Origin of the sequence: Selenomonas sp. oral taxon 138 str. F0429 (assembly GCF_000318175.2) — a bacterium.
Taxonomy (GTDB): domain Bacteria; phylum Bacillota; class Negativicutes; order Selenomonadales; family Selenomonadaceae; genus Centipeda; species Centipeda timonae.
Genome location: NZ_KB290952.1, coordinates 63,252 through 77,178, shown reverse-complemented (window position 1 = coordinate 77,178; position 13,927 = coordinate 63,252). Strand labels below are relative to the sequence as shown.

The 13,927-nt window shown below is 52.3% G+C and carries 13 protein-coding genes and 1 CRISPR repeat array; all 13 genes read left to right on the top strand.

Features of this window, described 5'->3' with window-relative positions:
- Positions 1 to 137 precede the first annotated feature (137 nt).
- The 13 genes from HMPREF9163_RS10330 to cas2 all read left to right on the top strand — a co-directional run bounded on the left by HMPREF9163_RS10330 (position 138) and on the right by cas2 (position 13,254).
- Entirely contained in the window at positions 138 to 809 is a 672-nt protein-coding gene (locus HMPREF9163_RS10330; protein ID WP_009441735.1) for a hypothetical protein, read from the top strand.
- Positions 810 to 933: 124 nt separating this feature from the next.
- Complete coding sequence (locus HMPREF9163_RS10325) at positions 934 to 1,545, top strand: phosphoribosylanthranilate isomerase (protein ID WP_009441734.1); 612 nt, start codon at positions 934 to 936, stop codon at positions 1,543 to 1,545.
- A 67-nt stretch (positions 1,546 to 1,612) separates the two neighbouring features.
- Positions 1,613 to 2,398, top strand: a complete 786-nt coding sequence (trpC, locus tag HMPREF9163_RS10320) for an indole-3-glycerol phosphate synthase TrpC (protein ID WP_009441733.1) — start codon at positions 1,613 to 1,615, stop codon at positions 2,396 to 2,398.
- A 3-nt stretch (positions 2,399 to 2,401) separates the two neighbouring features.
- Complete coding sequence (trpB, locus tag HMPREF9163_RS10315; RefSeq protein WP_009441732.1) at positions 2,402 to 3,589, top strand: tryptophan synthase subunit beta; 1,188 nt, start codon at positions 2,402 to 2,404, stop codon at positions 3,587 to 3,589.
- The gene (trpA, locus tag HMPREF9163_RS10310; RefSeq protein ID WP_009441731.1) at positions 3,586 to 4,371 is read left to right on the top strand and encodes a tryptophan synthase subunit alpha; all 786 of its coding nucleotides are present in this window, start codon (positions 3,586 to 3,588) and stop codon (positions 4,369 to 4,371) included. The genes trpB and trpA overlap by 4 nt, the downstream gene beginning before the upstream one ends.
- Positions 4,372 to 4,437: 66 nt before the next feature.
- Positions 4,438 to 5,121: a fructose-6-phosphate aldolase gene (locus HMPREF9163_RS10305; protein ID WP_037347026.1), complete on the top strand. Its 684-nt coding sequence runs from the start codon at positions 4,438 to 4,440 to the stop codon at positions 5,119 to 5,121.
- Positions 5,122 to 5,267: 146 nt separating this feature from the next.
- On the top strand, positions 5,268 to 7,682 hold the full coding sequence (locus tag HMPREF9163_RS10300; protein WP_009441729.1) for a CRISPR-associated helicase/endonuclease Cas3: 2,415 nt from the start codon (positions 5,268 to 5,270) through the stop codon (positions 7,680 to 7,682).
- 12 nt (positions 7,683 to 7,694) lie between these two features.
- Positions 7,695 to 8,417 carry a type I-C CRISPR-associated protein Cas5c gene (gene cas5c, locus HMPREF9163_RS10295; RefSeq protein WP_009441728.1) on the top strand — a complete coding sequence of 241 codons (723 nt, stop codon included), beginning with the start codon at positions 7,695 to 7,697 and terminating at the stop codon, positions 8,415 to 8,417.
- Entirely contained in the window at positions 8,414 to 10,285 is a 1,872-nt protein-coding gene (gene cas8c, locus HMPREF9163_RS10290; RefSeq protein WP_009441727.1) for a type I-C CRISPR-associated protein Cas8c/Csd1, read from the top strand. Before cas5c ends, cas8c begins: the two co-directional genes overlap by 4 nt.
- Positions 10,285 to 11,268, top strand: a complete 984-nt coding sequence (gene cas7c, locus HMPREF9163_RS10285; protein ID WP_037347024.1) for a type I-C CRISPR-associated protein Cas7/Csd2 — start codon at positions 10,285 to 10,287, stop codon at positions 11,266 to 11,268. The genes cas8c and cas7c overlap by 1 nt, the downstream gene beginning before the upstream one ends.
- Position 11,269: 1 nt before the next feature.
- A complete protein-coding gene (gene cas4 / locus HMPREF9163_RS11885) occupies positions 11,270 to 11,929 on the top strand; it encodes a CRISPR-associated protein Cas4 (RefSeq protein WP_009441725.1) in 660 nt (219 codons plus the stop codon).
- On the top strand, positions 11,926 to 12,954 hold the full coding sequence (gene cas1c / locus HMPREF9163_RS10275) for a type I-C CRISPR-associated endonuclease Cas1c (protein ID WP_009441724.1): 1,029 nt from the start codon (positions 11,926 to 11,928) through the stop codon (positions 12,952 to 12,954). The genes cas4 and cas1c overlap by 4 nt, the downstream gene beginning before the upstream one ends.
- A 9-nt stretch (positions 12,955 to 12,963) precedes the next feature.
- Positions 12,964 to 13,254 carry a CRISPR-associated endonuclease Cas2 gene (gene cas2, locus HMPREF9163_RS10270; RefSeq protein ID WP_009441723.1) on the top strand — a complete coding sequence of 97 codons (291 nt, stop codon included), beginning with the start codon at positions 12,964 to 12,966 and terminating at the stop codon, positions 13,252 to 13,254.
- A 173-nt stretch (positions 13,255 to 13,427) separates the two neighbouring features.
- A CRISPR array of direct repeats spans positions 13,428 to 13,927; the repeat unit is 32 nt; unit sequence GTCGCGCCCCGCACGGGGCGCGTGGATTGAAA.

The following is a 13,927-nucleotide window of genomic DNA, read 5'->3' as shown; positions in this document are numbered from 1 at the left end:
TAAGATGGTGGTGCTGAATTTATCAGTGCTTCCTAAACTTTAATTGCCTGCTAAAAGCTGCTTAACACGCCTTTTCTATACTCTTCCTGTGCAAAAGATCATGAATAGAAGATTCTAAAGGAAAGGTGTTGTTTCGTATGAAGAGATCGACAAGAAGAAATGTTGTTGGCATCACACTGGGTGTCCTCATTGTCAGCGGGAGCATCGGTTCGCTCGCTCATGCACACGAGCCTGCGGGTCATACTGCGGCTCCGCCGCCTGCGCACGGTCAGATGGACAGCGCACATGCGAACGTCCAGATGAGTTCCGAGGATATTGCCAAGCATTTGTCGGAGATGTTCAAGGTGTCCGAGTCTGAGGTGAAACAGGCTGTTGATGCCAAGAAGGATCTCTTTGACATTGGTCAGGCGGCGATGTTCGCCAAGATTTCCGGCAAATCGTTCAATGACGTTATGGCGATGAGGGACAGCGGACAGACGTGGGAGCAGATCGGCGATGCCCTCAATATTATGGAGGACGATGTCCAGAGAGAGCTGGACGAGATCGAGATCATCCACATCACAATGCGCGGCGATGTCGATGAGAAGACGGCGCGTGCGCTCTATGATGAGGGCTATGCGCCGCGCGACATTGATGCCGCGGGCATCATCGCCAAGGCTTCGGGCAAGGATGTACGAGATGTACTGGAGCGCAAGACGATGAAGAACAGCTGGAAGGATGTGGCAAAGGCGTACGGTGTTGATCCTGCGCTTGTAAAGCCGAAACATCCGGACGGACCTCCTGCCCCGCAGCCGCCGGCGAAGGAATAACGGTATCTGAGAAATCACTAAACTTCAGCAAGGCATTGCATTCTGCAGATGGATGCAGTGCCTTTTTATTTGACAAAATTATTTTGTTCCTTTAATATAATGAAGCGTGAATGGGGGCGATGATATGCGCGTGAAGATGTGCGGGATGAAGACACTTGCGGCGGCGCGTGCGGCAGAGGAGGCGGGCGCGGACTACGTCGGCTTTATCTTTGCTGAGGGGAGCAAACGCTATATTGTACCCGCAGCAGCGCGCGAGATTGCGCGGGAACTCCGCCATGTGAAAAAGGTCGGCGTATTTGTCGATGCGCCGATGGATGCGGTGAACGAGATCGCAGCATTCGTCGGTCTCGACTATGTGCAGCTGCATGGGCACGAATCTGCGGATATGGCGAAACAGGCAGAGTATCCCGTTATCAAGGCGTATCGGTACGGAGATGATTTTGATGCGGCGGCGGCGAATGCCTATCCCGCCGAGATCATCCTCGTGGACAGCTATGTCGCGGGTGCGGCGGGCGGCACGGGCACAGCGTTCGGCTGGCAGGAGGCGGCGCGTGCGATTGCACGCATCACGAAGCTCGTGCTTATCGCAGGCGGCATCACGACAGAGAACGTCGGGGAGGCGGCAGAGGTCTTTCATCCCTTCGGCGTCGATGTGTCGGGCGGACTCGAGGAGGATGGAGAGAAGTCCGAAGCGAAAATCCGCGCCTTTATGGCGGCGGTGCGTGCGTGTGATTGACAAAATCGCCGTCCTCCACTAAAATGGGGGAATACGTCGAATCCTAACAGTCCGAAGGAGGTGCAGCGTGCGCGATATATTAGCCGAAATTGTTGAAAAGAAGCGCACAATCGTGGCGGAGGCAAAGAAGGCCGTGCCGCTCGATGAGCTGAAAGCGAATCTCCCATGTGGTACGTTCCGCATGGCGGAGCACTTCCGATGGCGAGGCTGGGGACTGATCGCCGAGTGCAAATTGCAGTCGCCCGCAAAGGGGCGGCTGACGACAAGCCACAGCGTCACAGAGCTTGCCGACATCTATGCAGCGGCGGGGGCAGTGGTGCTGTCCGTGCACACCGACCCGCATTTCCTCGGAAGTAACGAGGACTTTGCAGCTGTGCGTGCACGTGTGGACACGCCACTTCTGCGCAAGGACTTCATCATCGACCCCTATCAGGTATACGAGGCGCGCGCCCTCGGCGCAGATGCCGTGCTGCTGATCGTGCGGATTCTGACGCCCGAGCAGCTGAAGGAACTCCTCTATCTCACGTGGAGCCTCGGCATGGACGCGCTCGTGGAGGTGCACGACCGCGCCGATCTCGAGATCGCGCAGGAGACGCCGGCAGAGTTCATCGGCATTAACAACCGCAACCTTGTGACCTTTGAGACGAGTGTTCAGACGACGCTCGACCTTCTGCCGTATGCGGACGTGAACCGCACGCTCATCAGTGAGAGCGGCATTTTCACGCGGGAGGATGCCGTACGCGTTCATGATGCGGGCTGCAAGGGCGTGCTCGTGGGCGAGGGATTGGTGAAGTCCGCCGATGTCGGTGCATTTGCGAAGGAACTATCCGAAGTTGGAATAAAGGAGCAATGATATATGAGCAAGAAGGGACGATTCGGCGACTACGGCGGGCAGTATGTGCCCGAGATCGCGATGCCCGCGCTGAATGAGTTGGAAGAGGCATATCTGAAATATCGTGAGGATGAGGAGTTCCTTACGGAGTTTCGCAGCTATCTGCGGGACTATGCGGGGCGTCCGACGAATCTCTACTTTGCCGAGCGGCTGACGCAGTACTACGGCAAGGCGAACATCTATCTCAAGCGTGAAGATCTTCTCCACACGGGTGCGCACAAGATCAACAACGCGCTCGGGCAGGCGCTCCTCGCCAAGCGCATGGGCAAGAAGCGCATCGTCGCGGAGACGGGCGCGGGGCAGCACGGTGTTGCCACGGCGACGGTGGCGGCGCTCTTCGGCATGGAGTGTCATATCTTCATGGGGGCGGTTGATGTCGAGCGTCAGCGGCTCAACGTATTCCGCATGCGACTCCTCGGGGCGACGGTTATTCCTGTTTCGAGCGGCACGGGCACGCTCAAGGACGCAACGAGCGAGGCGATTCGCTACTGGGCGACGAATATCACGGACACCTACTATGTCATTGGCTCGGCGGTCGGCCCGCATCCCTATCCGGAGATGGTGCGCGACTTCCAGAAGATCATCGGCGAGGAGATCCGCGCACAGGCAAAGGAGCGATTTGATGCCAAGCCGAATTATCTCGTTGCATGCATCGGCGGCGGCAGCAATGCCATCGGGACGTTCTACGATTTCCGAAACGACTCGGATGTGAAGAAGTTCTGCGTCGAGGGCGGCGGACGCGGCGATGCGGACGGCGACAACGCAAAGACCCTCAGTGGCGCGGGCACACCAGGCATCCTGCACGGCGCATACAGCTACCTCCTGCAGGATGAGGACGGACAGGTCGTCGAGGCATACAGTATCTCGGCGGGGCTTGACTATCCCGGGGTCGGACCCGAGCATTCCTTCTTCAAGGACGAGGGCATCGTCACCTATGTCTCTGTAACAGACAAGGAAGCGCTTGCCGCATTTCAGCGTCTCTCGCGCATCGAGGGCATTATCCCCGCGCTCGAGAGTTCGCACGCACTCGCCTACCTCGAAAAACTCATGCCCGAGACGAAGGCGGGCGAGAACGTCGTCGTCTGCCTCTCGGGGCGCGGCGATAAGGATGTGCAAATGGTCGCAAAGGAATTGGGGGAGGAGATCGCATGAGCAAGCGTCTGGATGAAAAACTTGCGAAGCTCCGCGCCGAGGGACGCACGGGGCTCTATATCTACGTCACGGCGGGCTGCCCAAGCGCAGAGGCGACCGTGGACATCGTGCGCCGCGCCGAGGAGGCGGGTGCGGATGTGATCGAGCTTGGGCTGCCGTTCTCTGATCCGATGGCGGATGGTCCTGTTATTCAGGAGGCGAGCGTCATTGCCTTGAAGCAGGGCATGACAATGAAGAAGGCGCTCGAGATCGTCAAGGAAATCCGCAAGCATTCGGAGATTCCTCTGATCGGCATGGGCTACATCAATATGGTGCATCACTACGGCTTTAAGAAATTCGTCGAGGATTTCAAGGCGGCAGGGATGGACGGTGTGATCTTTCCCGACGTGCCACACGAGGAGTCTGCCGATATGCGCCGCATCTGTGCTGCGCATGACTTCACGCTCACGGAGTTCATCACGCCCGGCACGACCGAGGAGCGCATGGCGGAGACGTGCAAGGACGCGACGGGCTTTATCTACTGCATCTCGAACTACGGCGTTACGGGCGTGAAGGAGATCGACTACTCCATCATCGGCGGTGTCTGCAAGGCGGCACGCCGCTATACGGACGTACCGCTCGCCATCGGTTTCGGCATTGGCACACCCGAGGCGGCAGCGCGCGCGGGCAAGCAGGCGGACGGCGTCATCGTCGGAAGCGCCGTGGTGAAGCACATCATCGACGGCGATATTGATGGCGGCATTCAGCTGATTGCCGATATGCGCAAGGCGCTCGATGCGTAAATGAATGAAAGGCTCACCTGCAGCGCGGCGGGTGAGCTTTTGTGTTTATTTTGGAAGGGGCAGAACATGAAATACCTACTCGATACGGCAAATCTCGACGACATCCGCGAACTCTCCGAATATCTTCCCATTGCGGGCGTGACGAGCAATCCAACCATTGTAAAGAAGGAAGGGGCGATTCCCTTCTTTGCCCACATGCGCGAGATTCGCAGCATCATCGGCAATCTGCGCCCTCTGCACATCCAGGTGACGGCACGGGATTACGACGGCATGATGCGCGACGCGGAAGCCGTGTTTCAACATGTGGACGAGAAGGTCTATATCAAAGTTCCGGTCGACTTTACAGGTGTCAAGGTCATCAAGGCACTGAAACGGCAGGGGGCGAATGTCACGGCGACAGCCGTTTACGGCATGGATCAGGCGTTCATGGCACTCGAAGCGGGCGCGGACTGCATCGCGCCCTATTTTAACCGCATGGAAACACTTGGACTTGACGCAGCGAATGTCATCGGCAATATCGCCGGCATCATCAACCACTACGGCTATGAGACGGAGATCCTTGCGGCGAGCTTCAAGCAGCCCGCCCAGATTGACCGCGCCATCCTCGCAGGTGCCCACTCTGTCACCGTTGCCCCCGATGTCCTGCGGCAGATCTTCGCGAAGAAAGTCGTGACGGATGCCGTGGCGGCATTCGCCGATGACTGGGCAAGGCTTTACGGAGGTAAGATGCTGGCAGAACTTGAGAACTGAAATTACGTTCGAGACACTATAGATACTCCCTTTGGACGTTCACATGAAGGTCCAAAGGGAGTGTTTTAATTTGAATCAATAATATATGACAAAATAGAAGGAAAATTTATAAAAATATAGAATTATATGAGTGGAGTGTGATAGAGATGAAAGAATATCTTGCACATATACGCCGTGATGAGTCGGCAGAGCAGCCCATTCGCGCGCATCTCCTGCGCGTCGGCGAGCTTATGGCGGCATATGCTGCGGAGATCGGTCTCTCGGCGACCGCACGTCTGATTGGCGTACTCCATGATCTCGGCAAGTGTACGGCGGAGTTTGCAGGGTATCTTGACTGGTGTCGCAAACATCCAGGTAATTACACCCGCAAGGGAGAGGTTGACCATTCGACGGCAGGCGGACAGCTCCTCATGAAGAAATATGGACGGTTAGGTGAGGATGAATGCCTTGTGGTGCAGATGGCAGCGCTTGTCATCTTTTCACACCATACGGGGCTGATGAACTATCTTGGTGAAAATGGAACGTCTGATTTTCTGCGGCGCATGGAGAAAATAGATCTGCCGAATGTCGATCTTTCCTGTTATTATGATACCGTCATCTCGGAGTCAGAGCTTGATTTGCTTTTTGAGCATGCTGTCCATGAATTTACTGTACTTGATGCAAAGATTACGGCGCTTGATCCGGAGAGGGGCGAGAAGTATCATTTTTACTGGGGCATGGTGCATAAGATGCTGCTCAGTATGCTCGTTGATGCTGATCGCCTGGATAGTGCGGAGTTCGAACTTGACAAACCGTTGACAGACGAATGGGACACGGCCGAGATCTGGGCGGACTTCTCTGATAAGTTGGAGCAAAAACTTACTGGATTTTCCATTCCTCCAGAGCCAAAGGCAGAGAAAATTGCTCGGCTTCGTCAAAAGATCAGCGATGACTGCCTCGAATCAGGTGACGAGCCCCCTGGAATTTTCAGGTTATGCGTTCCAACGGGCGGCGGTAAGACCCTTGCAAGTATGCGGTTTGCCCTGCGTCATGCGCAGAAATACAATAAAAAAAGAATTATTGTTGTCATTCCCTATACCTCGATCATCGATCAGAACGTCAAGGAGATTCGAGAGATATTCTGTATGGATGAGGCGATTCTGGAACATCATTCCAATGTCATCACGGAGGACGATGGGGAAGATACGGAGCGTATGGACTTCCGGCGCATCCTTACGGAGCGATGGGATGTTCCGGTCATCTTTACGACGCAGGTGCAGTTTCTGAACACTGTGTTTGCGGGCGGCAACAGCCCCTTGCGCAGGTTGCATGCGCTGGAGGACAGCATCATTATTTTTGATGAGATTCAGACGCTTCCCATTCGCTGTACCTATCTCTTCAATGCAGCGATGAACTTTCTTAAAGATTTTTGCCGTGTTACCGCGCTTCTTTGCACGGCGACCCAACCACCACTGGAACAGTTGGATGTTCCGATCGAGATGAGGGAAAATGCGGATCTCACGAGTGATTTGGCAGAGGTGTTTGAGGGCTTTCAAAGAGTTCAAATCGAGAATATTTGTGAGGATGGCGGTGTTTCCATTAGTGAAATTACCGGTGAAATCGTGCATAGTGCGGAGGAGATCGGTGATGTTCTTTGCATCGTGAACCTCACGGAACAGGCGCGCAACCTCTACGAGAAAGTCTCTGAACTCGCGCAGATTTCGGAACGAGATATTCATGTTGTGCATCTCAGTACAAAGATGTGCCCTGCCCACCGTAAGGAAATTCTGCGTACTGTGCGGGAGGAGCTTGATGTTCGACATGAATATCCAGAGCAGCGGCTTATCTGTATCAGCACGCAGCTCATTGAGGCGGGGGTTGATGTATCCTTTCCTGTGGTCTATCGTGCTCTTGCCGGATTCTCCTCCATCGCACAGGCGGCAGGGCGTTGCAACCGCCATGGGGAGATGGAACGCGGGATCGTTCGGCTCTTTACGCTGGAAAATGAGGATCTCAGCCGCTTGGAGGATATATGGCAGGGAAAGAAGATCGCGAGCGATATGCTGTATAAAACATCGGCAGATGAAATTCTCACACCACAGGCGATGGAGAAGTATTTCCGCAGATTTTATAAAGGGCGTACGGCGCGTGATATGCGTTTCCCGATGAAGGACAGCAATACTATATTTGATCTGCTCTCGGCGAATGAGGCGGGCCTGCAGGAAGCAACCGAGAACGGAGCGCAGCCGGATCTCTGGTTCACGCACGCATTTTGCGATGCGGGACGCACCTTCGCGGTGATTGATTCGCATACGGAGCCGGTACTTGTTCCCTATGCAGGAGGAAAGGAGCTGATCGTAAAATTCAATGATATGCAGTTCGATAAGCAGCGAATTAGCAAAAAGATGAATGCAGCACAGCAGCATATGGTTAATTTGTTTTCCTATGAACTCCAGAAACTTGCCAAGCTTGGCGGTATCTGGCGAACGGAGAGCGGAGTGATGGCCCTGCGGGAGGAATACTATAATGAGGCATTTGGTATCCAGACAGAGGAGCAAGGCAATGCATACTGCATGATTTAGGGAGGTGAATACATGAGAAATTCGATTGAATTTCAAGTCTATGGGAGAATGGCACTTTTTACCGATCCGATTACGAAGGTTGGTGGTGAACGTTCCTCCTACTCTGTGCCAACCTATCAGGCACTCAAAGGGATTACAGAAAGCATCTACTGGAAACCTACGTTCTATTGGGTGGTAGATGAAGTGCGTGTTATGAATCGAATCGCGACACAGTCGCGCGGCGTGAAGCCTATGAAGTACGGCGGCGGTGGAAATGATCTCTCCATCTATAAATACCTGAGCGATGTTTGCTATCAAGTGCGTGCGCATTTTGAGTTCAATCTGCACCGCAAGGAACTTGTAGAGGACAGGGATGAGCATAAGCACCACAATATTGCAAAGCGTATGGTAGAGCGCGGCGGACGACGTGATATTTTCCTCGGCACGCGGGAATGTCAGGGTTATGTGGAGCCTGTGCGTTATGGCGAGGGCAAAGGGTACTATGATGACAGCGGCGAGATGCCGCTCGGCACAATGTTTCACGGATTTAACTATGTCGATGAAACGGGGGGCAGTATGCTGCAAGTCCGTCTCTGGCAGCCGGTGATGGAGCACGGCATTATTCATTTCCCAAGACCTGAACAGTGTACGCTTGTAAGAGATATTCGAAAGGTAGAGAGCAAACTCTTCGATAAGAACAGCGTCACCTTTGCGGCAGAGGAGCATGAGCTAATGGGAGAGGAGGGCAGTTTATGAGCTGGATGGAACAGCTGGTGCAGACGTATGATGAGAATGAACGCTTTGCCGGCAGGGATGGTATCGATGGCATGAGAGCCATGCTCCCTTTGGTCGGTCATATCATCCAGAATGCTCAAATCGAAATAACATTGAGTGCAGATGGGGAGCTCATTCAGGCAGAGATGATTCCAAAGGAACAACAGCGCACGCTTATCCCCTGTACACCTGACTCAGCATCACGCACTTCAAGTCCTTCACCGCACCCTTTGCATGATAACCTTTCCTATATTGCACGAGATTATTATGAGTATGTGAAGAAAAGGCCGAAAGGGCAGAAAAAACCTTATCCCATGTATAAGGAGCTCCTTGGTTCTTGGGTAGCGGCGGATGCAAATCCAAAAGTGCAGGCCGTCTATTTCTATATCAGTAACCATGATGTTCTTCATGATTTGATTGAAAAAAATGTACTTACTGGAGATGACAGAAATATTTCAAAATCTATGGTGCGCTTCCGTGTCGTTATTGATGGTGATGACTGCTCAGAACTGTGGAGAGATATACAAATTCAAAAATCGTATCAGAAATTCTTTCGGCAGAAGTTTTCTCAAACAAAAGGACAACTTTGTTATGCTACGGGGAAAATGCTCCTATCCACAGAAAAGCATGGCAAGGGAATACGCTTTCCGGGAGATGGAGCAAAAATTATTTCGTCAAACGACAAAGAGGGATTGACCTTTCGTGGACGATTTATCAATGGAGATGAATGTATCTCCATCGGTTATGAGACTTCGCAGAAAGCAATGAATGCGCTTACGTGGCTAGTTCAGAATCAAGGATACAAAGCTAGAAAAACCAATAGGGAAGGCCGTGTGTTTCTTGCATGGGGGCGTTGCGGGGCTTTTGCCCCATCTGTATTTGACGATACAGCACATCTGACGCGCAGGAGGAGGCCTGCGGAGGTGGCACGACCATCGTCGATGAAAGGGTGGGCGGAATCCCTGACGCATGCACTTATGGGTTATTGCCACGAATTCAAGCAAGCAAAAATGAGTCAGGTTAACGTCATGATTCTTGATGCCGCGACGAAGGGGCGACTTTCCATTTGCTACTATAGTGAGATGGCGGGTGAGGACTTCATCGAGCGGATCGAACGATGGCACAGCCTTGGTCGTTGGCGTCAGCATGGATATGATCGGGAGAAAGATGAGACATTTGTCTACTTTGGAGTGCCAACACCGGAGATACTTGTCAAGGCTTGTCATGGGGAAAAAGTGGGCGATTCACAGATAGATCAGGCAATGGAACGAATCTTTTATGCAATCCTGCAGGGAAAACCGCTGCCTGTGGACATGGAACGTATAGTGATGAGACGTGCCGTAAAGAGATCTGTCTGTGACAGCTACTATGATTGGAACCGACAGATTATAGAGCCAGCATGTTCCATTATAGCTCGTCGTCTCAATCATACAGAGGAGGTATATACTGTGGCACTTGATGAAACAAAGACAGATCGATCATATTTGTTTGGTAGGTTGATAGCGGTGGCAGATCAGATGGAAAGGCTGACATTTTCTCCGGAAGAAAAGGGGAGTCGCACAACAAATGCAATGCGCTATATGGAAATTTTTTCCTCCCGTCCTAACGCCACATGGATGACTCTTCAGAAGAAGCTTCTTCCCTATCAGAGAAAACGAGAAATGTATGGGGGAAAGGAACGTAAGCTCATCAGTAAGATTGGCAGTATGTTTAATGACGATGATTTTCTCTCAAATCGTCCGTTGGATGGAAAATTTCTGCTTGGTTACTACTGTCAGCAGTATGCGATGGAGCAGAAGAGGGAAGAGAATCGCAAGCAGAAAGAGTTCTCAACAGAGGAGGATGTATGATGGCTGCACTGACGAAAAAAATTGATTTTGTTGGATTTATTACGGTAGAGCGATCGAATCCGAATGGAGATCCACTAAATGGGAATCAACCCCGTACGGATTATAGTGGTTTTGGTGAAATCTCAGATGTTTGCCTTAAACGAAAGATGCGCAACCGTTTGCAGGATGCAAGAGAAAAGATCCTTGTGCAGTCTGATGAGCGTGTTGATGACGGCTGTGATAGTATTCGTACTCGAGTAAAAGAGCATCCTATAGTAGGTCAATTGTTGGATCGACTTGAATCAGATAAGGGGAAGGGAAAAGATAAAGATAAAGAACAGAATGGCTCAGATAAGCGTTTGATACGATTAGAATTTGCAAAAGAGGCATGTAAGGCATGGATGGATGTGCGGACTTTTGGTCAAGTATTTGCCTTTAAAAAGAGTAAAAAAGGAAAATCTGCAGAGGATGATAGTGAATCAGCTCCGACGGATGCTGTCTCTGTTGGCGTGCGGGGCCCTGTGACCCTCCATACGGCGGTCAGCCTCGATCCTGTCAGCATCACGGGTATACAGATCACGAAGAGCGTCAACAATGAGCCGGGTGATAAGAAAGGCTCGGATACGATGGGCATGAAGTATCGTGTAGACTTTGGCGTGTATAAATTCCAGGGCAGTATTAACGTCCAGCTGGCGGAAAAGACGGGGTTCAGCGAGGGAGATGCCGAAAAGATCAAGGAGGCTCTTCGTACAATTTTTGAGAATGATGCGTCGTCCGCTCGTCCTGAGGGAAGCATGGAGATGAGCCGTTTCTATTGGATTGAGCATGCCAATAAGACCGGCTGTGCACCAAGCGCGAAGATCCATCGCAGCGTTTCGGCACAGAAAAAGGATGGGGTAGAGACGCCATCGCATGTGGATGACTACATCATCGATGACAGTGCGCTCTACACCATTGACGGCATTCACATTGAGAAATACGTCGAGGGAAGTTTGGTCGATTGATATGAGTTATGCTGAGGAAGAGTATCTCATGCTCTCAGAGATTCAGCATTATGTCTTTTGCCCTCGTCAATGGGGGCTGATTCATCTCGAACAGCATTGGCAGGATAATGTCCTGACTGTTGAGGGGAATGCCCTGCACGAAAGGGCGCACGATGAGAATATCAAGGAAAAACGCGGCAATAAGATCATTGTGCGTGGAATGCGCGTAGCATCCCCTCGGATTGGGATTTCTGGAGCCTGCGATGTTGTCGAATTCCACGCGGATCCTACGGGAGTATGTATTCCATCCTATCAGGGCAGTTATCGCGTCGTCCCAATAGAGTATAAGCGAGGAAGGCCCAAGGAGGGGGAGGAGGATGTACTCCAACTGACCCTTCAGGCACTCTGTCTTGAGGATATGCTCGTGACAGATATCCCCTTCGGATATTTGTATTATGGGGAGATTTGCCGTCGGGTTAAGGTCACATTTTCGGACGAACTGAAAGAGTGGATCCCGGTTCTGGTGCAGGAAATGCGGCAGTATATCCGGAGTGGACATACCCCGCGCGTGAAGCGCCGAAAAGGCTGCAAGAACTGCTCTCTCAACAATATCTGTGTGCCGAAATTGAATCGGCTCGAGTCTGCCAAACATTATCTTGAGAGGAGGTTGGCAGAGGGATGAAGCCTCTTTTGAACACACTTTTTGTCAATCAGGATGAGGCGTACTTGGCGTTGGACGGCGGCAATGTTGTGGTCATTCGTGAGGATCGGGAACTTGCTCGTTTTCCACTCCATAACTTTGAGCAGATCACAACCTTTGGCTATACGGGGGCAAGCCCTGCGCTCATGCGGAAATGCGCTGAGGAGAATATTGCACTGACCTTTATGAGTCCGGAGGGGAGATTTCAGGCGCGCGTTATCGGCAAGATGAACGGCAATGTCCTCTTGCGCAGGGAGCAGTATCGTCGTGCAGATGATGAGGCTGCCAGTCTTACACTTGCGAAGAACTTCATCCTTGGCAAGATCTATAATGCGCGCTGGATGATCGAGCGGACGCGCAGAGACTATGCCATGCGAATTGATGAGGAGAAATTTCAGAGTGTCAGTGACTTCCTCCAGACATCCTGTCATGAGGCAACGTGTGCATCTGATCTGGAGGAACTCCGCGGCGTCGAGGGTAAGGCTGCCGTCAGCTATTTCTCTGTGTTTGATGATATGATACTCAAACAAAAAGGAGAGTTCTTTTTCACTGAGCGTAACCGCAGACCGCCGCTCGACAATATGAACTGTCTCTTATCTTTCCTCTATGCCCTCCTCATGAATGATGTAGGGGCGGCACTTGAAGGGGTGGGATTGGACTCCTACGTCGGATTCCTTCACCGTGATCGTCCGGGCAGACAGTCACTCGCACTTGACCTTATGGAGGAACTGCGCCCCATGGCGGATCGTACGGCATTTTCCATGGTTAATACCAAAAAGATCAGCGGCAAGGATTTTCGCCTAGAAGAGGGCGGCGCCGTATATCTGACCGATGATGGGCGTAAAAAGATTCTGGAGGCATGGCATGCACACAAAGAGGGGATGATGACACACCCTTTTTTAGAGGAAAAAATCAAATGGGGGCTTGTTCCTCATGTGCAGGCAATGTTGCTTGCACGCCATTTGCGTGGTGATCTCGATGCCTATCCGCCGTTTTTGTGGAAGTAGGAACTTGCCATGTATGTTTTAATCACCTATGATATCAGTACAGTTGATGTTGATGGGCGCAGGCGGTTGCGCCAGGTCGCACGAAAATGCAGAGCGTATGGGCAGCGCGTGCAGAACTCTGTCTTTGAGTGTAAGGTGGATCCAACCCAATGCAAGCAATTGGAACTTGCGCTGCTGGATATCATTGACTTGCAGGAAGACAGCCTGCGATTTTACTACCTCGGAAAGGACAAAGGACCGAAAGTAACGCATTATGGTGTTAAAGAGTCCTATGACTTGGAGGCGGCCATCATCATCTGAGCATTCATTACTGAGTGCGAAGGTGAAGTGAACAGAAAATAGAATGTAAAAATATAGGTGCGAGAACCATGCTGCAGGAGGGGCGTGGGACTTAGGTGCCGAGAGAATCGTATTTGTGGAGGGGAATACCCATAAATACGTGGCAGAGGAGGGAAGTCGTGATCTCTTTTGCAGTCGCGCCCCGCACGGGGCGCGTGGATTGAAACCTCCGGCTGCGCGTCATACATCTCAGGTAGATATGTCGCGCCCCGCACGGGGCGCGTGGATTGAAACATGACAGCGGCAACGCTCGGATGATCGGACCACCCGTCGCGCCCCGCACGGGGCGCGTGGATTGAAACACCCGTACGCCGTGAAAAAATGCCATATTCCTTAGTCGCGCCCCGCACGGGGCGCGTGGATTGAAACTAAATTCTTGAGTCCCATTCGCTTCCACCTCCCTGTCGCGCCCCGCACGGGGCGCGTGGATTGAAACGCATTATACACACCTCCTCACTGCGCCGCATAGGTCGCGCCCCGCACGGGGCGCGTGGATTGAAACATCTCAATCCTCGAGAATATGCAGCGCTCAGGGGTCGCGCCCCGCACGGGGCGCGTGGATTGAAACGACTCCGGGGCTTATTTTTGTGCTCTAAAAAATAGTCGCGCCCCGCACGGGGCGCGTGGATTGAAA